At 73.5% G+C, this 17726-nt stretch carries 15 protein-coding genes; 7 read left to right on the top strand and 8 right to left on the bottom strand.

Annotation, left to right across the window (positions count from 1 at the left end; translation table 11 throughout):
* Window positions 1-8 precede the first annotated feature (8 nt).
* Genes hutI through AC3EU2_RS08865 form a run of 3 tightly spaced genes read right to left on the bottom strand, consistent with a single transcriptional unit; the run spans window position 9 to window position 3708 of the window.
* The gene (gene hutI / locus AC3EU2_RS08875) at window positions 9-1184 is read right to left on the bottom strand and encodes an imidazolonepropionase (RefSeq protein WP_488179346.1); all 1176 of its coding nucleotides are present in this window, start codon (window positions 1182-1184) and stop codon (window positions 9-11) included.
* Complete coding sequence (locus tag AC3EU2_RS08870; protein ID WP_488179345.1) at window positions 1181-2503, bottom strand: formimidoylglutamate deiminase; 1323 nt, start codon at window positions 2501-2503, stop codon at window positions 1181-1183. The genes hutI and AC3EU2_RS08870 overlap by 4 nt, the downstream gene beginning before the upstream one ends.
* Window positions 2500-3708: an allantoate amidohydrolase gene (locus AC3EU2_RS08865; protein WP_488179344.1), complete on the bottom strand. Its 1209-nt coding sequence runs from the start codon at window positions 3706-3708 to the stop codon at window positions 2500-2502. Before AC3EU2_RS08865 ends, AC3EU2_RS08870 begins: the two co-directional genes overlap by 4 nt.
* A 148-nt stretch (window positions 3709-3856) precedes the next feature.
* Between AC3EU2_RS08865 and AC3EU2_RS08860 the strand changes: the two genes are divergently transcribed.
* Window positions 3857-4357, top strand: coding sequence for an aminoacyl-tRNA deacylase (locus tag AC3EU2_RS08860; protein WP_488179343.1), 501 nt, complete (start codon window positions 3857-3859; stop codon window positions 4355-4357).
* Between the two features lie 52 nt (window positions 4358-4409).
* Here the strand turns inward: AC3EU2_RS08860 and AC3EU2_RS08855 are convergent, their stop codons facing one another.
* Window positions 4410-6443 carry an elongation factor G gene (locus tag AC3EU2_RS08855; RefSeq protein WP_488179342.1) on the bottom strand — a complete coding sequence of 678 codons (2034 nt, stop codon included), beginning with the start codon at window positions 6441-6443 and terminating at the stop codon, window positions 4410-4412.
* Window positions 6444-6614: 171 nt separating this feature from the next.
* Between AC3EU2_RS08855 and AC3EU2_RS08850 the strand changes: the two genes are divergently transcribed.
* From AC3EU2_RS08850 to AC3EU2_RS08840, 3 genes are all read left to right on the top strand, one after another.
* Window positions 6615-7109, top strand: a complete 495-nt coding sequence (locus tag AC3EU2_RS08850; protein WP_488179341.1) for an RNA polymerase sigma factor — start codon at window positions 6615-6617, stop codon at window positions 7107-7109.
* Entirely contained in the window at window positions 7102-8421 is a 1320-nt protein-coding gene (locus tag AC3EU2_RS08845) for a hypothetical protein (protein WP_488179340.1), read from the top strand. The genes AC3EU2_RS08850 and AC3EU2_RS08845 overlap by 8 nt, the downstream gene beginning before the upstream one ends.
* 80 nt (window positions 8422-8501) lie before the next feature.
* A complete protein-coding gene (locus AC3EU2_RS08840; protein ID WP_488179339.1) occupies window positions 8502-9170 on the top strand; it encodes a hypothetical protein in 669 nt (222 codons plus the stop codon).
* Window positions 9171-9186: 16 nt separating this feature from the next.
* Here AC3EU2_RS08840 and hutU read toward each other — a convergent pair whose 3' ends face one another.
* From hutU to AC3EU2_RS08820, 4 genes are all read right to left on the bottom strand, one after another.
* Window positions 9187-10845 carry a urocanate hydratase gene (hutU, locus tag AC3EU2_RS08835; protein ID WP_488179338.1) on the bottom strand — a complete coding sequence of 553 codons (1659 nt, stop codon included), beginning with the start codon at window positions 10843-10845 and terminating at the stop codon, window positions 9187-9189.
* A gap of 43 nt (window positions 10846-10888) precedes the next feature.
* Window positions 10889-12454, bottom strand: coding sequence for a histidine ammonia-lyase (gene hutH, locus AC3EU2_RS08830; protein ID WP_488179337.1), 1566 nt, complete (start codon window positions 12452-12454; stop codon window positions 10889-10891).
* 97 nt (window positions 12455-12551) lie between these two features.
* Window positions 12552-13895, bottom strand: coding sequence for a D-alanyl-D-alanine carboxypeptidase/D-alanyl-D-alanine endopeptidase (gene dacB / locus AC3EU2_RS08825; RefSeq protein WP_488179336.1), 1344 nt, complete (start codon window positions 13893-13895; stop codon window positions 12552-12554).
* 60 nt (window positions 13896-13955) lie between these two features.
* Window positions 13956-15848, bottom strand: a complete 1893-nt coding sequence (locus AC3EU2_RS08820; RefSeq protein WP_488179335.1) for an ABC transporter ATP-binding protein — start codon at window positions 15846-15848, stop codon at window positions 13956-13958.
* Between the two features lie 102 nt (window positions 15849-15950).
* Here AC3EU2_RS08820 and AC3EU2_RS08815 point away from each other — a divergent pair, with 102 nt between their 5' ends.
* From AC3EU2_RS08815 to AC3EU2_RS08805, 3 genes are all read left to right on the top strand, one after another.
* Window positions 15951-16388: a MarR family winged helix-turn-helix transcriptional regulator gene (locus AC3EU2_RS08815; RefSeq protein ID WP_488179334.1), complete on the top strand. Its 438-nt coding sequence runs from the start codon at window positions 15951-15953 to the stop codon at window positions 16386-16388.
* An 88-nt stretch (window positions 16389-16476) separates the two neighbouring features.
* Complete coding sequence (locus tag AC3EU2_RS08810; RefSeq protein WP_488179333.1) at window positions 16477-16872, top strand: VOC family protein; 396 nt, start codon at window positions 16477-16479, stop codon at window positions 16870-16872.
* 44 nt (window positions 16873-16916) lie between these two features.
* A complete protein-coding gene (locus AC3EU2_RS08805; protein ID WP_488179332.1) occupies window positions 16917-17717 on the top strand; it encodes an IclR family transcriptional regulator in 801 nt (266 codons plus the stop codon).
* Window positions 17718-17726: the final 9 nt, after the last annotated feature.

Genomic DNA, 17726 nt, shown 5'->3' with positions numbered 1-17726 from the left:
GGGAGCGCTCAGCCGAGCGCGCTCGCGATCGGGACCCCCGCCCGGTAGGCCAGGTGCAGGTGGCTCGGGGCGTCGAGCACCGCGAGGTCGGCCGGGCCACCGATCGCGATGCGGCCGACGTCGTCGCGCCTCAGCGCCCGCGCGCCGCCCGCGGTCGCGGCCCACACGGCCTCGCCGGGCGTCATCCCCATCTCGCGCACCGCGAGGGCGATGACGAACGGCATCGAGCTCGAGTAGCAGGTTCCCGGGTTGCAGTCGGTGGCGAGCGCCACGGCGACGCCGGCGTCGAGCAGCCTCCTGGCGTCGGGGTACGGCGAGCGGGTCGAGAACTCGACCCCGGGCAGCAGGGTCGCGACGGTCGTGGCGGCGGCCGACGCGAGCGCGTCGACGTCGGCGTCGCCGAGGAAGGTGCAGTGGTCGACGCTCGCCGCCTCGAGCTCCACGGCGAGCCGCACCCCGGGCCCGGGACCGAGCTGGTTGCCGTGGACGCGCAGCCCCAGGCCGGCACCCGCCGCGGCCGTGAGGACGGCACGGGACTCGTCCCCGGTGAAGGCGTGTGCGGACCCGGGCTCGCAGAAGACGTCCGCCCACCTCGCGTGCGGCGCGCACGCCTCGAGCATGGGACCGGTGACGAGGTCGACGTATGCCGCCCGGTCACCACGCGCCTCCGGTGGCACGACGTGCGCCCCGAGGAAGGTCGTCTCGCTCGTGTACTCACCGGCGATGCGCAGGCCGCGCTCCTCGTCGGCCACGGTGAGCCCGTAGCCGCCCTTGATCTCGACGGTCGTCGTCCCCTGCGCGCGCATCTCGGCCACCCGGCGGCCGACGAGCTCCCGGAGCCGGTCGTCCGAGGCCGCCCGGGTCGCCGCCACGGACACCCCGATCCCGCCGCCGTCGTAGCGCTCCCCCACCATCCGCGCCGCGAACTCCCCCGCGCGGTCGCCGTCGAAGACGAGGTGGCTGTGGCTGTCGACGAACCCCGGCAGGACCGCACGGCCCTCGAGTTCGACCCGGCGGTCGGCCTCGGGCACGCTGCCCTCGTCGCCGAGCCAGGCGATGCGCCCACCCTCGACGACGAGCGCTGCGCCCGCTCGCAGGCCGAGCCCGGCCGCGCCCGTGCCGTCGCAGGTGACGAGCTCGCCGATCCCGACGTAGGCCGTCGAGCCCGCGACGGCGCCGCTCACGAGGACGCCCGCACGGCGAGGATCGACTCGGCGACGAGGTCGTCGACGGGTCCGAGGGCGTGGACGCCGCCGGAGACGACCCGGCGACCGCCGACCACGACGTCGGTGACGTCCGCGCCGGTCGCACCGAAGATGATCTGGCCGAGCGCGACGCCGCTCGTGCGCCGGCTGTCGGTGCGCACGGCGACGAGGTCGGCGAGCGCACCGACGACGATCCGGCCGCCGTCCCAGCCGAGGCTGCCGTAGCCGGCCGACGTCCCCATCTCGAGCAGCGCAGCGGTGCCGAACCGGCCGCGTTCGTGGCTCTTGAGGCGCTCGTGCATCTCGATCCCGCGAATCTCCTCGAACGGGTCGATGACGGCCTGCTGGTCGGAGCCGAGGCTGAGGGGCACGTCCTGGGCGGCGAGCTCGCACGCCGGTCCGATGCCGTCGGCGAGGTCGCGCTCGGTCGTCGGGCAGAAGCAGGCGCCGGCGCCGGACCGCCCCATGAGCTCGAGGTCCATGTCGGACATGTGGGTCGCGTGGACGGCGGTGAACGCCTCGCCCAGCACCCCCGTGTCCGCGAGGTGCTCGACCGGGCTGGCGCCGTAGACCATCTGGGTCGTGAGGTTCTCGCCGATCTGCTCGCTCACGTGCGCGTGGACCGGGCGGTCGCCGACGACCTTCGAGAACTCGCAGAGCTGGTCGCGGGTGAGCGCCCGCACGGAGTGCGCCGCCGCACCGATGCGGACGAGGTCGGTGTCGCGCAGCGCCTCGACGCGTTCCGCCCAGGCCTGCACGGAGCCGTCCGAGAAGCGGACCTGGACCTCGTCCAGCGGCAGGTGCCCGGACGAGGACAGCCCTCCGGAGAGGTAGCAGGTGTCGAGCAGCGTCAGCCGGATCCCCGACTCCTCGGCGGCCGCGATGAGCGCCTCCCCCATGGCGTTGGGGTCGTCGTACGGGCGACCGCCGGGACCGTGGTGGAGGTAGTGGAACTCCCCGACGACGGTGTAGCCCGCCGCGAGCATCTCGGTGAACACCCCTCTCGCGAGGGCGAAGTAGGTGTCCGGGTCGAGTCGGGACGTCACGGTGTACATCTGCTGCCGCCAGGTCCAGAAGTTGCCACCGTCGCCGTGGGTCCGCCCACGCAGCATCCGGTGGAACGCGTGGCTGTGGGCGTTGGCGAAGCCGGGGAGGACCACGCCACGCAGCCGGACGTCGCCGTCGCGCTGGGTGGTGGAGGTGGCGACCTCGGTGATGCGGCCGTCGGCGACGCTGATGCGGACACCTCGGTGGACCTTGTCGGGCAGCTGCGCGTGCTCACACCAGTAGGTCGTCACGCGCGGACCCCCGCGAGGTCGGTGAGCACCGTGACGAGCGCGTCGACCCCGGCGTGGCAGTCCTGCGAGGTGGCGAACTCCTCCGGCGAGTGCGAGATGCCCGTGGGGTTGCGGACGAACAGCATCGCGGTGGGGACGCCGGCGTTCGCGAGGATGCCCGCGTCGTGGCCCGCTCCGGTCCCGATGACCGGGATGCCGCCCAGCCGGGTCGCGAGGCGCCGCACCAGGGCCCGGTCGAACGGGGTCGGGCCGGTCCAGGAGTCCTCGACGACGAGGCCGTCGAAGTCGGCGACGACCTCGGTGACGTCGTCGACGACCGCGCGCACGGCCGCCTGGTCCACTCCCCGGGCGTCGAGCCACGCCGTGACCTCGCTCGCGATGGCGTTGACCCCACCGGGCGTGACGACGACCTTGCCGACGGTGGCGACGCAGCCGTGGGTCTCGGCGGCCCGGCGTGCGGCGATGACGGCGGCGGCGAACCCGAGCATCGCGTCGTCGCGGTCCTCGAGCCGGGTCGTGCCGGCGTGGTTGGCCTCGCCGAGGGTCCGGATGCGCCACCGCCCGTGCGGCCAGATGTCGCTGCCGACGGCGACGGGTGCGCCGACGTCGACGAGGTGCCGGCCCTGTTCGACGTGCAGCTCGACGAACGCGCCGATGCGGCGGACCGTCTCGCCGTCGGGCCCGAGATGCTCGGGGTCCCGGCCGGCCGCGACGAGGGCCTGCGCCAGGGAGACGCCGTCACCGTCGGTGAGGGATCGCGCACGGTCGGCGGTCATCGCGCCGGTGAGCACGCGCGACCCGGCGCAGGCCACGCCGAAGCGGGCCCCCTCCTCGTCGACGAAGTTGACGATCCCGATGGGCCGGCCGGGCTCGAAGCCCTTGTCCCGCAGCGCGTCCACGGCGGCGAAGGCGGAGACGACACCGAGCGGACCGTCGAAGGCGCCGCCGTCGGGCACCGAGTCGAGGTGCGACCCGGTGACCACACCGCGACGGCCGCCGGCGGACGCGCCGTCGGGGTCGCCCCACCAGGCCCACTGGTTGCCGACCCGGTCGACGGTGACGTCGAGGCCGCGGGACTCGGCCTCCCCGACGAACCACTCGCGCAGCGTGTGGTCCTCGCGGGTCCAGGCGAAGCGGCGGTAGCCACCGGTCCTCGCGTCCCGGCCGACCGCACCGAGGTCCCGCCACATCGCGTCGAACGTCACCGCTGCCCCTTCCGCCCTCGTCACCCGCCTGCCACCCCCATTCCACACCCCCGAGGGCACGCGGGCGCGGCACCGCGTCGCATCCGTGTCTGTGATTCGAGACCCTGGGTCCGCGGGAGGGGGGTCGGGGCAGCCCTAGAGTCGGGGGATGACCGACATCGGCAGGGCTGCGGACGAGGGCGACGGTGCCCGCAGGGCGCGCGAGGCGATCGAGGCCAGCGGCATCGAGCACCGGATCCTCGTCGCCACCGAACCGGCCCGGTCCCTGGCCGAGGCGGCTCGCCAGCGCGGCATCAAGCCGCGCGACATCGTCAAGACCCTGGTCGTGCGCCGGGGGCCGGGAGACCACGTGTTCGTCCTCGTGCCCGGCGACCGCGAGATCTCGTGGCCGAAGCTGCGCTCCCACCTCGGGGTCAACCGGCTGTCGATGCCGCCCGCCGACCAGGCGCAGGAGGCGACGGGCTACGAGCGCGGCACGATCACGCCGTTCGGGTCGAGCACCGCGTGGCCGGTCATCGCCGACGCCACCGTGCCCGGTCGCACGATCTCCATGGGCGCGGGTGCGCACGGCACGTCCGTGACCGTGGCCGCCGACGACGTCGTCCGGGTCCTCGGCGCGGACGTCGTCGACGTCACCAACCCCGCCTGAGCGCGCCTGAGCGCGCCTGAGCGCGCCTCAACGCCCACGGGGACGCGTGGCGTCAGGTGGAGATGACGTCCTTGACGAGGTGGGGCGGCAGGTAGTCGTAGCGGGCGAACCGTCTCGTGAACGTGCCGGTCCCGTGCGAGACCGAGCGCAGGTCGATCGGGTAGCGCGAGAGCTCCAGCGACGGGATCTCGGCATGGATGACCGTGCGGCCCTCGTGGGCCGACGGCTCGGTGCCGTGGACCTGCCCGCGTCGCCCGCGCAGGTCCGCGAGCGTCGACCCGACGGACTCGTCGGCGACGTCGATGTCCACGGCGTCGATCGGCTCGAGCATCGCCACCGTGCTCTCGTTGGCCGCCTCCCGCAGGGCGGTCCCGGCGGCCGTCTGGAAGGCCATGTCGGAGGAGTCGACCGAGTGCGACTTGCCGTCGACCAGGGTGACCCGGACGTCGACCGCGGGGTAGCCCGCGAGGACGCCCTTGTCGAGCTGGGCACGCACCCCCTTCTCGACCGACGCGATGTACTGGCGCGGCACTGCACCACCGACCACCTTGTCGACGAACTCGATCCCGGTGCCCCGGGGCAGTGGCTCGACGCGCAGCCGGCACACGGCGTACTGCCCGTGACCACCGGACTGCTTGACCTGACGACCGTGCGCGTCACAGGCGAGGACGAAGGTCTCCCGCAGGGCCGTCCGGAGCGGCTCGGCCTCCACGGGCAGGTGGTGGCGCTCCTCGAGCGACTGGGTGAGCAGGGCGACGTGCGCCGGGCCCATGGTCCACAGCACGACCTGGTGCGTCTCCGGGTTGAGGTCGAGCCGCATCGTCACGTCCTCGGACACGAGCGTCTGCAGCACCGTGGCGAGCTTGTCCTCGTCGCCCTTGCTCCGCGCCCGGATCGCGACGGGCAGCAACGGTTCGGGCAGCACCCACGGCTCGACCAGCGCCGGGCGGTCGGTCGACGAGAGGGTGTCGGTCGTCTCGGCGGCGGCCAGCCGGGCGACGAGCACGAGGTCGCCCGCGATCGCCTGCGGCTTGGACCTCGAGTCGGCACCGAGTGGCGCGGACAGCGCCCCGACCCGGTCGAGGTCGGCGTCGTGGTCGAGGTGGCCCCCGAGCCGGTCGCCGGCGAACTGCTGGAGGTGCCCCGACACGTGCACGGGGTCGTCGGGACGCAGGGTTCCGGAGAAGACCCGCACGAGCGACTGCCGCCCCACGAACGGGTCGCTCGTCGTGCGCACCACCTCGGCGACGAGCGGACCGCCGGGGTCGCAGGAGATGGCGCCGAAGTCGCCGCCGTTGGTGCGGAAGACGCGGGGGAGGCCGGCATCGGCCGGTGAGGGCAGCCCCCGCTCGACGAGGTCGAGGAGCTCCTCGATGCCGATCCCGCCCGTCGCGTGGGTCGGGAGGACGGGGAAGAAGCGCCCGGTCGCCACCGCGGCATGGAGGTCCTCGCGCAGGGTCTCGAGGTCTACCTCCTCCCCCTCGAGGTAGCGCTCGAGCAGCGTGTCGTCCTCGGACTCCTCGATGATCGCCTCGACGACGTCGCCGCGCCGCTCGGCGAGCAGGTCGACGAGCCCGGTGACGGCGGTGCCCGGGCCGTCCGGCTGCACGGGCTGCGCGAGCGGCTGGGCGTCACCGAAGACGCGGCGCAGGGTGGCCACGGTGTCGTCGAAGTCCGCGCGTGCGTGCTCGAGCCGGGTCACGGCGACGGCGCGCGGCATCCCGGCTGCGTCGCACTCGCGCCACAGCATCCGCGTCGACTCGTCCACCCCGTCGGCCCCCGAGACGACGAAGAGGGCGGCATCCGCCGCCCTCAGCCCTGCACGGACCTCCCCGACGAAGTCGGGGTTGCCCGGTGTGTCCAGGAGGTTGACCACCACCTCCCCGCTGGCGAAGCTCGCCGCGACGAGCCCGGTGGACGACGCGCGGTCGTCGTCCCGGGGTCGGCGTCCCTCGACACGGGCCGCCACGAGGTGCTCGAAGAGGGTGCTCTTGCCGGCACCTGGCGGCCCGACGAGGACCACGTTGCGGATCTGCTGCGGGCTGCTGGGAACAGGGGCGTCCTCGCCACCTGACGTGCGGTTCATGACCTCACCCTCCACCCGCCCACCTGCGCCGCACAAGGGCCCGCGAGCGAGGACCATGGGAGTCACCAGCTGGATCACCGGTCGCTCCCGGGAACCCGGGGCGGGCCTCGATGGTCGTTGGGGTGTCGGGAGCTCGCCGACACCTCGCCGTCTCGAGCACGGAGGTAGGCCATGGCAGGGAGTGAGGCGCTGTCAGCCATCTATGACGCGTCCTATGCCCGGCTCGTCGCCCAGCTCATGGCCGTCACCGGCTCCCAGGAGGAGGCCGAGGACGCGGTCCAGGAGGCGTTCGTCAAGGCCATCCGCCAGGGTCATCGGTTCGACGCGGTCGCCAAGCCCGAGGCCTGGCTGCGGACCGTGGCGATCAACAGCCAGCGCACCCGGTGGCATCGGGGCACGGTCCTGCGGCGGCTCCTGCCGCGCGTGCCCGGTCCGGTCCGGCCCGTCGAGCCCACGCCCGAACGACTGGCCCTCACCGAGGCGCTGTCACGCCTTCGGCCCGAGTGGCGCGTGGTCGTGGTCCTGCACTACCTCGCCGACCAGCCGCTCGCGGCCATCGCCGAGGACCTCGGCATCCCCATCGGGACCGTGAAGTCCCGCCTCGCCCGTGCCCGGGAGCAGCTCGGGACCGACGTGGCCCTCGCCGAGGAGGTCGACCATGCCTGACCTTCGGTCGTATGCCGCGGAGCTGGAGCGCGAGATCGTCGCACCTGCGCTGGCCGACCTCGAACGCGTCGCCACCCGACGCGCCCGGGTGCGGACCGGCGGCGCCCTGGCGCTCACGACCGCCGCGACCGTCGCCGTGCTCTCCGTGGTGTGGGGGGGACCGGCAGCCGACCGTGGCGGCCTGCCCGCGGTCACCCCCACGAACGGAGGCGTGGTCTCTCTCACCGCGGACGAGATCGTCCGGCTCAGCGGTGGGGCCACGGAGACCCTCGGCTCGGACGACGGGGTCACTGCCGCGCTGACCGCCCACGAGCTCTGCCCGGGGACCCCCGGCGCCCCCGCGGGGCTGGAGGAGTGCCGGGTGGCCTACCGGGTGACGGGGCCCGGGGGCGCCGAGCAGACGTACGTCCTCACGGGGAGAGGCGAGTCCCTCGGCCCGGTGGCCTATCTCGGGCGCGGCGAGTTCATCGTCTCCTGCACGGTCTGTGGCGACGACTCCGCCTTCTACGCGGTCTCGGCCGCGTCGCCCTCGCCCCGACGCCTGCTGGCCGAGGGGGCCCCGCGGCGTCCCGGCCCCGGGCTGACGCTCGTGCCGTGCCGTGGGGACACGTGCATCTTCGACCGGACCACTCGCACGCTGGCGCACCTCGACCTGGCCACGCTGCCGTTCTGGGTAGAGGAGCTCATGGCCACCCCCTGGATCGCCATGGAGCCCGAGGCCCAGAGGCTGGTGACCGGCGAGTTCTACCTTCCGGCCGACGTGATCCTCGGCGGTGGGTACGGCCGCTCGCCGGCACTCGTCGTCGAGCCCGGCCGTCGGGCTCGGGAGCTCACCCAGCCGAGGGGGCCGGTGCCGGCGACCCCGGGACTGACGGGCTGGGTGGGCGGCACCGCCATCGCCGGGGACTGCCCGTGCGTGGTGGACCCCGTCAAGGCGACCATCACCCGGATCGACCTCCCCCCGAACGTCACCTGGTCCCGGAACACCGCGGACGGCTTCTGGGGTCTGCTGGTGACGTCCGGCACCGAGGGGGCGATGACCTACACCGCCGTCCATGTCGGCGCTCGGGGGAGGCAGACCACCCACGACCTCGCGGTCGACGACCCGGATGGCTCCGTCCAGCTCGCCGAGGACGGGACGACTCGCGCCATGGCCTACTACGAGATCCTTCGGGACGGACCGAGCCGCCTGCACGTGAGCACCGACCGCGGCCTGACGTGGCGCATCCTGGCCGTGCCGGCAGCGGCCAAGGACTCCATCCAGAACGGCTACCTCCTCGCCACGTGGGAGCGCTGGCCGGAGGTGGGCTGACGAGCGCCTGACCGAACCCGGCCCCGAGGCGTACCGTCGTGACAGCGGAGCCGCACCACACCGCCACGACGGAGCATGTGATGAGAAGGACGCCGAACCCGGACCGGGACGCGGTCACCGGCTGGTTCGACCGCTCTGACCCGCGGGCCACCCGGAGGGTGAGCTGGGCCGCCGTCGCGGCTTTGGCGGTCGCAGTCGTGTGGTCCCTCCCGACCCCGGACGGCACAGGGGGCAACCTCGCGGACGGCCGTGGGGGCGCGAGGGCGGCGGTCGCCCCCGCCGTCGTCCCGAGGGCCCCGGCCTGCTGGCCCGAGTCCGGCCGACCGGACCCTCGCCCGGCGGGCCTCTCCGCCGTCTCGACCGGACCCGTCCAGCCGGGCGGGGTGGTGGAGTCGACGCGCTGGGGCAGGGAGGGGCGCCGCGGCCTCTGGGGCGTGGCCGCCGTCGCGGACTGCAACACGGTCCGGCTCGACGCCGTCTGGTTCGAGCCCAGCGGCCGGAAGCACCGGCACCGGATCGGTGGCTCAGGACTGTCCGCCACCGGTGTCGTGGCCAACGGCCTCGACGGCGCGATCGCCGTCTACTCCGTCCGCACGGACCGCCTGGGACGGCTGGAGGCGCTGCTGCACATCAGCACGGACTGGGGCACGACGTGGCAGGAGCGTCAGGTCCCCGCGTCCGCCGAGCCCCACGTCCGCGCCGGGAAGCTGTCGCCCGACTGGACGCGGTGGAGCGTCCTGCGCGGCTGAGAGTGCTGCTGGAGCGTCACCCCTCGCGCATCGGGACGCGGATGCCCTGCTCGGCCGCGGTGCGGTCGGCGATGTCGTAGCCCGCGTCGACGTGCCGGATCACGCCCATGGCCGGGTCGTTGGTGAGGACGCGCGCGAGCTTCTCGGCGGCCAGCGCGGTCCCATCGGCGAGCGAGACCTGACCGGCGTGCAGCGAGCGGCCCATGCCGACCCCGCCGCCGTGGTGGATCGAGACCCACGACGCACCCGACGAGGTGTTGACGAGGGCGTTGAGCAGCGGCCAGTCCGCGATCGCGTCGGAGCCGTCGGCCATCGACTCGGTCTCGCGGTAGGGGGAGGCGACGGAGCCGGTGTCGAGGTGGTCGCGACCGATGACGATCGGGGCGCTCACCTCACCCGTGCGGACGAGCTCGTTGATCGCGAGACCGGCCTTGTCACGCTCACCCTGGCCCAGCCAGCAGATGCGAGCAGGCAGGCCCTGGAAGGCGATCCGCTCCTGCGCACCCCTGATCCACTTGTGCAGGCGGTCGTTGTCGGGGAAGAGGTCGAGCACCGCACGGTCGGTCGCGGCGATGTCCTTCGGGTCGCCGGAGAGGGCCGCCCAGCGGAAGGGCCCCTTGCCCTCGCAGAACAGCGGCCGGATGTAGGCGGGGACGAACCCGGGGAACTCGAACGCCCGGTCGTAGCCACCCTGGCGCGCCTCGTCGCGGATCGAGTTGCCGTAGTCGAAGACCTCGGCGCCGGCGTCCTGGAACTCGACCATCGCCCGGACCTGGTGGGCCATCGACTCACGGGCGCGGTCGGTGAACTCCTCCGGCTTCTTCGCGGCATACTCCGACCAGTCCTCGAGGGCGACGCCCTCGGGCAGGTACGACAACGGGTCGTGCGCGGACGTCTGGTCCGTGACGATGTCGATCGGTACGCCACGGCGCAGCAGCTCGGGGAAGACCTCCGCGGCGTTGCCGACGACGCCGACGCTCCAGCCGCGCCTCTCGCCCTTGGCGCGCAGCGCCTTGTCGACGGCCTCGTCGAGCGAGCCGGCGACCTCGTCGAGGTAGCGGTGCTCCACCCGCCGCCGCAGCCGCGCCTCGTCGACGTCGACGATGAGGCAGACGCCCTCGTTCATCGTCACGGCGAGCGGCTGCGCGCCACCCATGCCACCGCATCCGCCGGTGAGGGTGAGCGTGCCCGCCAGGGTCCCGCCGAAACGCTTCTCGGCGATCGCCGCGAACGTCTCGTAGGTGCCCTGGACGATCCCCTGTGTCCCGATGTAGATCCACGACCCGGCGGTCATCTGGCCGTACATCGTCAGCCCGAGCTGCTCGAGCCGGCGGAACTCCGGCCAGGTCGCCCAGTCGCCGACGAGGTTGGAGTTGGCGATGAGGACCCGGGGCGCCCACTCGTGCGTCTGCATGACGCCGACCGGCCGTCCCGACTGCACGAGCATCGTCTCGTCCTGCTTGAGCGTGGACAAGGTGCGCACCATGGCGTCGAAGCTCTTCCAGTCGCGCGCCGCCCGACCGGTGCCGCCGTAGACGACGAGGTCGTCGGGACGCTCGGCCACCTCGGGGTCGAGGTTGTTCATGAGCATCCGCAGCGGGGCCTCGGCGCCCCAGTGGGTGGCGTGGGTCAGCTGGGTGCCGCGCGGGGCGCGGACGGGTCGTGCACCGTCCATGGTGGCGGGTCCTTTCATCGAGGCCTGGGATGAGTCGGGGTGGCTAGTGGAGGGGGCCGGTCACGGTCTCCGCGGCGGCGACGACGGTGCCGGCGACGACGGCCTCGTGTGCGGCGTCGAGGTCGGGTGCGAGGAACCGGTCCGGGCCGGGGTCGACCCGGACGGTCTCCGCGAGGGCGGCGATGACGGCGGACGACGCCGGCGACGGCGCGAGCGGGGCGCGCAGCTGGATGCCCCGTGCGGCGGCGACGAGCTCGATGGCGACGACGCGGGACAGCGCGTCGACCGAGCGGCGGAGCTTGCGCGCGGCCGACCACCCCATCGAGACGTGGTCCTCCTGCATCGCGCTGCTCGGGATCGAGTCGACGCTGGCCGGCACCGCGAGCCGCTTCATCTCGGAGACCATCGCGGCCTGGGTGTACTGCGCGATCATCAGCCCCGAGTCCACCCCCGGGTCGTCGGCGAGGAAGGGCGGCAGCCCGTTGTTGCGTGCCTTGTCGAGGAAGCGGTCGGTCCGGCGCTCCGAGATCGAGGCCAGGTCGGCCGCGACGATGGCGAGGAAGTCGAGGACGTAGGCGACCGGCGCCCCGTGGAAGTTGCCGTTGGACTCCACACGGCCGTCGACCGTGACCACGGGGTTGTCGATCGCCGCGGCGAGCTCCCACTCCGCGACCCGTGCGGCGTGGTCGACCGTGTCGCGCACCCCGCCGGCGACCTGGGGGGCGCACCGCAGCGAGTAGGCGTCCTGCACCCTCGTGCACGCGTCGGGGTCGCGGTGCGAGTCCCGGATCGGGCTGTCCGACAGCACCTTGCGCATGTTCTCGGCCGAGCGCGCCTGCCCGGGCTGCGGGCGCAGCGCCTGGAGGTCGGCCGCGAAGACGTCGTCCGTGCCGAGCAGCCCTTCGACGCTCATCGCCGCCGAGATGTCGGCCGTCGTGACGAGCATCCGGAGGTCGCTGATGGCGAGGCAGAGCATCCCCAGCATGCCGTCGGTGCCGTTGATGAGGGCCAAACCCTCCTTCTCGGCGAGCTCCACCGACGTGATCCCGGCGGCCCGCAGGGCGTCACCGGCCTCCATCAGGGTGCCGTCGGCGTCGCGGACCGGGCCCTCGCCCATGAGCGCGAGGGCGCAGTGGGACAGGGGCGCGAGGTCGCCGGAGCAACCGAGCGAGCCATACTCGTGCACGACCGGGGTGATGCCGGCGTTGAGCAGGGCGACGTAGGCCTCGAGGGTCGAGTCGCGAACGCCGGTGCGTCCGGTCGCGAGCGTCGCGATGCGCAGGAGCATGAGGGCGCGCACGACCTCGCGCTCCACCTCCGGACCCGCGCCTGCGGCGTGCGAGCGGATGAGCGAGCGCTGCAGCTGGGCCCGCAGGTCGACGGGGATGTGCCGGGTCGCCAGCGCACCGAACCCGGTCGAGACGCCGTAGTGGGCGACCGTGTCGTTCGCGAGCGCCTCGATCGTCGCTCGGGTCGCGCGGACGGCGTCGAGGGCCGTGGGGCCGATCTCGACGGGTGCGCCGTGCCGGGCCACCTCGACGACGTCAGCGATCCGCAGGGCGTCACCGCCGACGACGACGGGGCGGCGCTGGGTCTGGGTGTCCGTCATCCCCCAAGCAAAGCGCCGGTGTGCCGTCCGCGACAGCCGCGCACCCGGCATACCGTCTCGGATACGAGACCTTCACCCGATGCCCGACGCGCGAGGCTCAGGCGGGGTTGCATCCGGTGGCCGCGGTGGCGAACCGCTCGATCGCCAGCCGGGCCTGAGTCGGGCTGGCCGCGCCGTTCTCGATGATCGAGAAGATCCGCTGGCGGCCGTCGACGCCGTAGGCCGTGCCCGAGAGTGAGACGACGTCGCTGAGCCAGCCGGTCTTGGCGCGCACCTTGCCGCGGGCGCACAGGGTGTCGGGGGTGGCGAACCGGGTCTTGAGGGTGCCCGAGACGCCCGCGGTCGGCATCCCGCTCGGTGCGTAGAGCACCTGGTTGACCGCGGGGGTCCTCGCCGCCCGCAGGAGGAGGCTGGTGAGGTTGGACCCGGACATCCGGTTGGACCGGGACAGCCCGGAGCCGTCGTGGATGGCGACCCCCGAGGTGTTCACCCCGTGCGCCTTGAGCACCGCCAGGGCATGCACGTTGGCCGCGCTCCAGGTGGCCCCCTTCGCGGCTGCCAACGATGACTGCCGGTGGGTGTTCTCCGCGTAGTCGTTGTCCGAGCTGTCGACAAGCTGCCCCACGAGCGTGCGGACGTAGGGCGAGGTGGCACTGACGAGGGTCGTGGCTCCGGGAGCCACCTTGCCCCTGAGGGTCGACGAGACCGAGATGCCGAGGCGCTTGAGCTCGTTGCTGAAGGTCACGCCTGCGTCGAGGCTCGTGTCCATGACGCCGCGGCCTCCCACGACCAGCGCGCGAACCGGCGCCACGTCACCGGGGACGTAGGACGTCTTCCACCCGGTTGCGTTCGTCGGGGCGGGGAAGAGGGAGTCGTCGACGCGCACCGCCACGGTTCGGACGCCGGCCTTGACGAGGGCGGAGCGGGTCGTGGCTGCCATCTCCTTCACCCGGGTCACGGCCAGCGCCGGGTCACCTCCGCCGACGAGCCACACCGTGCTCCGCGTCGAGTTGGTCCGAACGGTGGTGCGGAACGTCTTGGTACCGGCCATCGAGGTGAGCCCCACGAACGCCGTCGTGAGCTTCTGGTTGGAGGCCGGCATGAGGGCGAGGGAGGGGTTGCGGCTGTAGAGCACCGCCCCCGTCGAGGCATCGATGACCACGGCGCTGACCCGGCTGCCGAGGGCGGGGTCCTTCCCGGCGACGGCGAGGCGCTGGGCAACGGAGCGGGTGTCCGCAGCCGACAGGTCCAGCTGCCCCTGACCGGGGGTCGTGCCCGAGTCGACCCGGTCCGGGGGCGGCGAGGACTCCGGGCGCGGAACCGGCGACAGCACGCTCGGGGGCACCGCCGAGGCAGTCGGTCCGGAGGCCATGAGAGCCGCTGCGGCGACCATCGATGCGGCTGCGACGAGAGTCGATCCGGACAGTCGGCGCGAGGTCATGGCATGAGCGTGGCACGCGTCGACCGAATCCGCTCGGCGAGCGAAACCAGCCCCGTCGGCTCAGGCTGCGGCCACGTGCGCCGGCCGCTCACCCGCGAGCGCGGCGTACCGCCCGCCCAGCGCGAGGAGCTCGCGGTGGGTCCCGCGCTCGACGATGCGGCCGTGGTCGAGGACGGCGATCTCGTCGGCGTCCTCGACGGTCGAGAGCCGGTGGGCGATGGTGATGGTCGTGCGGCCCTGGATGAGCATGTCGAGCGCGTCCTGGAGTGCGCGCTCGGTGTCGTTGTCGAGGGCGCTCGTCGCCTCGTCGAGGACGAGGACACGCGGGTCGCGCAGGATGGTCCGGGCGATCGCCAGTCGCTGCTGCTCACCGCCGGAGAAGCGGTGGCCCCGGGCGCCGACGACGGTGTCGAGCCCGTCCGGCAGGGAGGCCACGAGGTCGGCCACCTGGGCGGCGCCGAGCGCACGCCACAGCTCGACCTCGGTCGCGTCGGGCGCCGCGAGCAGCAGGTTCTCGCGGATCGAGGCGTGGACGAGGTAGGTCTCCTGCGAGACGACGCCGACGACGCGGGCGAGCACCTCCGGGTCGAGGTCGCGCAGGTCGACGCCGTCGACGGTGACCCGCCCGGAGGTCGGGTCGTGGAGCCGGGCGACGAGCGAGGCGAGCGTCGACTTGCCGGAGCCGGTGTGGCCGACGAGGGCGAGCGAGCCGCCCGCCGGGACCACGACGGAGATGTGCGCGAGCGCGTCGGGGGCGTCGGCGGCATACGCGAAGGAGACGTCCTCGAAGCGCACCTCGCCACGCACCCCCTCCGGATCGAGCGCGATCGGCGCGGTCGGCGCGGCGACGTCGGGGACGAGGTCGAGGTACTCGAAGACCCGCGAGAAGAGGGCCATCGACGAGACCCACTGCGCCCCGACGTTGAGCAGTCCCATGAGCGGGCGGAAGATGCCGGCCTGCAAAGTCGTGAAGGCGATGAGCGTGCCGATCGTCATGCCCCCGGACGTCGCGGGCAGCCCGGCGACGAGGTAGATGAGCGCCGGGATCGCGGCGAAGATGACCTGCATCGTCGCCATCCGCCAGCGGCCGGCGAGCTGGCTGCGCAGCTCGAGGTCGACGAGCTCGGAGGACGTCGACGTGAACCGCTCGGCGTGGCGCCGCCCGGCACCGAGGGTCTTGGAGAGGCGCACGCCGGAGACCGACAGTCCCTCCTCGATCTGGACGTTGAGGTCGGCGCGGCGCGACTGCTGGCGGGCAGTGACCTCGCGGCGGATGAGCGCGACCCGCCGGGTCATCCACACCGCCGGCGGGATGACGAGCAGTGACAGGAGCGAGAGCCGCCAGGAGAGCGCGACCATCGCGGCCGACGTGGCGACGGCGGTCGTGAGGTTCGAGGCGATCGAGGTCGCGGTCGTCGTGACGACGCCCTGCATCCCGTTGATGTCGTTGGTGAGCCGCGACTGGACCTCACCGGCACGCGTGCGGGTGAAGAAGCCCAGCGACTGCTGCTGGAGGTGGGCGAAGAGGTCGGTCCGCAGGCGGTGCATGACCCGCTGGCCCACACCAGTGGACATCCAGGTCTGCACGACGCCGAGGACCTGCGTCGCGGTGGCGACGGCGAGCATGGCGCCGACGGTGAGGAGGAGCAGGCGCACGTCCTGCTGCGGGATGGCGACGTCGACGACCTCCCGCACGAGGAAGGGTTGGGCCATCGAGATCGCGGAGGTCACGACGATGATCGCGGTGACGACGCCGATCGGGCGGCCGAAGCCGCGGAAGAGTGCGGCGACGCGCCGCACCGGGACCGGCTTGAGCTCGAGCTGGGCGCGGTCCCCGGGGTCGACCTGCATCGGGGCGCCGCCGCCGCGCCCGCCGCCGAGGCCGTGGCCCCGGCCGCCGGGGAGTCGGGACTGCGCGTCCCTGGGGGTGTCATGGGCTGTGGTGGCCGTCATGTGCACCCTCCCTTCTGTCCTGATGTTCTTTTCGTTCTGGGGGTTATTAGTGAGGCTAACTCACAATGAGTCAAACCGAAGACTTGCCGCTAACATTCCCGTATGCCGTCCGCCCGCTCCGCCGCCCCGTCCGAGCCGCCCCTGGGCGAGCTCGTCATGCAGGTCGCCCGGGGCCTGCGACGGCGGTTCGCCGAGACGCTGGAGCCGTGGGGCGTGACGCCGCACGAGTCGCGGGCCCTTCGGGTCATCGGACAGCACGAGCCCACGCGTCTCGGGGTCGTCGCCCAGCACCTGCGCATCGCACCACGCTCGGTGACCGACGTCGTCGACTCGCTCGAGGCCCGGGGGTTCGTGGCGCGCGAGCCCGACCCGAGCGACCGCCGCGCCACCCGTGTGGCCCTCACCGCGCGGGGCCGGACGGTCCTCGCCGAGCTCGACACAGCCCGCCGCGCCGACCACGAGAGCTACTTCGCGGACCTGTCCGAGCGCGACCGCGCCGCCCTCGCGAGGATCCTCGGACGCCTCGTGGACGACCGCTGACGGTGCCCGGGCCCACCGGGTTCGGCTGCGGTGGTCGTCGGGGCGGGTGGATGATGGGAGCCCCGCCCGTCGCACCGAGGAGGCCCCGATGACGCGCGCCATCCACTTCGAGATCCACGCCGCCGACGTCCCGCGCGCCGTCGCCTTCTACCAGGCGGTGTTCGGCTGGCAGGTCGAGGACTGGAGCGACTTCGCCGGGATGCCCTACTTCGGCGTGACGACCGGCCCCGACGACCAGCCCGGGATCAACGGCGCCATCATGCAGCGCTCAGGACCCGACCCGGGGGCCGGCGCCGCCGTGGCCGGGTGCGTGCTCACCATGGGCAGCGAGGACTTCGACGCCACCGCCGCCAGGGCCGTCGCCGCCGGCGCGACCGTCGCGCTGGAGAAGCACGCCCTGGCCGGCATGGCGTGGCAGGGCTACTTCGTCGACACCGAGGGCAACGTCTTCGGCGTCCACCAGCCCGACACCGAGGCGGCGTAGGCCGTCGGCGCCAGGACCCCTCGGCGGTCCCGTGGGCACCGCCGATGACCGATGAGCGCCACGACCGCGGCAGCGTGCCCGCGGCCGGGTACGCCCTCGACGTCCTCGAGCTGCTCGCGCGCCGCGGCGAGCCACTGCCGGCGGCAACCATCGCGCGCGAGCTCGGGCTCCCCCGGTCGAGCACGTACCACCTGCTTCGCGTCCTGCGGGACCGCGGCTACGTCTCGCACCTCGAGGGCGAGCGCCGCTACGGCCTGGGCGTCGCGGCATACGAGCTGGGGTCGGCCTACGGACGGCAGGCGCCGCTGCAGCGGATGGCGCGCTCCACGCTCAACCGCCTCGTCGACACGACCGGTCACAACGCCCACCTCGCGGTCCTCCACGGTCGCGACGTCCTCTACGTGATCGAGCAGCGTGCGCCGAAGGGCCCGGTGCTCGTCTCCGACGTCGGGGTCCGGCTGCCCGCGACGCTCACCGCGACCGGGATGGCGATGCTCGCCGCGCTGCCGGCCGGTCAGGTGCGTGCGCTCTTCCCGCACGCGGACTCGCTCGTCCAGCGCGACGGGCACGGCCCGGCCTCGACGACGCAGCTGCGGAGCCTGCTCCAGTCCGTGCGGGCACGCGGGTATGCCGTCGAGGACGGTCAGATCACCGGTGGCCTGAAGTCCGTGGCCGTGGCCGTGCTCGACCACAGCGACCACCCCCTGGCCGCGGTGGCGGTGACGTTCCGGGTCGAGCTCGTCGACGAGGCCGAGGTGGGGCGCCTCGTCTCCGCCGTGCGTCACGCCGCCGAGGATCTCTCGACGCGGCTGCACGGGCAGGTGCGCCCACCTCGGCGCCCGTGACGCGCCGAC

It is taken from the genome of Knoellia sp. B-D-2, assembly GCF_057714695.1.
This window is presented reverse-complemented; position numbering and strand designations above follow the sequence as displayed.

Excerpts from the sequence above, each read along its gene's own strand:
- hutU (WP_488179338.1), bottom strand. The coding sequence starts at position 10,845 with ATGGACGGTGCACGACCCGTCCGCGCCCCGCGCGGCACCCAGCTGACC.
- AC3EU2_RS08850 (WP_488179341.1), top strand. The coding sequence starts at position 6,615 with ATGGCAGGGAGTGAGGCGCTGTCAGCCATCTATGACGCGTCCTATGCC.
- AC3EU2_RS08845 (WP_488179340.1), top strand. The coding sequence starts at position 7,102 with ATGCCTGACCTTCGGTCGTATGCCGCGGAGCTGGAGCGCGAGATCGTC.
- AC3EU2_RS08810 (WP_488179333.1), top strand. The coding sequence starts at position 16,477 with ATGACGCGCGCCATCCACTTCGAGATCCACGCCGCCGACGTCCCGCGC.
- AC3EU2_RS08820 (WP_488179335.1), bottom strand. The coding sequence starts at position 15,848 with ATGACGGCCACCACAGCCCATGACACCCCCAGGGACGCGCAGTCCCGA.
- AC3EU2_RS08840 (WP_488179339.1), top strand. The coding sequence starts at position 8,502 with ATGAGAAGGACGCCGAACCCGGACCGGGACGCGGTCACCGGCTGGTTC.
- hutH (WP_488179337.1), bottom strand. The coding sequence starts at position 12,454 with ATGACGGACACCCAGACCCAGCGCCGCCCCGTCGTCGTCGGCGGTGAC.
- AC3EU2_RS08855 (WP_488179342.1), bottom strand. The coding sequence starts at position 6,443 with ATGAACCGCACGTCAGGTGGCGAGGACGCCCCTGTTCCCAGCAGCCCG.
- AC3EU2_RS08860 (WP_488179343.1), top strand. The coding sequence starts at position 3,857 with ATGACCGACATCGGCAGGGCTGCGGACGAGGGCGACGGTGCCCGCAGG.
- dacB (WP_488179336.1), bottom strand. The coding sequence starts at position 13,895 with ATGACCTCGCGCCGACTGTCCGGATCGACTCTCGTCGCAGCCGCATCG.
- AC3EU2_RS08815 (WP_488179334.1), top strand. The coding sequence starts at position 15,951 with ATGCCGTCCGCCCGCTCCGCCGCCCCGTCCGAGCCGCCCCTGGGCGAG.
- AC3EU2_RS08805 (WP_488179332.1), top strand. The coding sequence starts at position 16,917 with ATGACCGATGAGCGCCACGACCGCGGCAGCGTGCCCGCGGCCGGGTAC.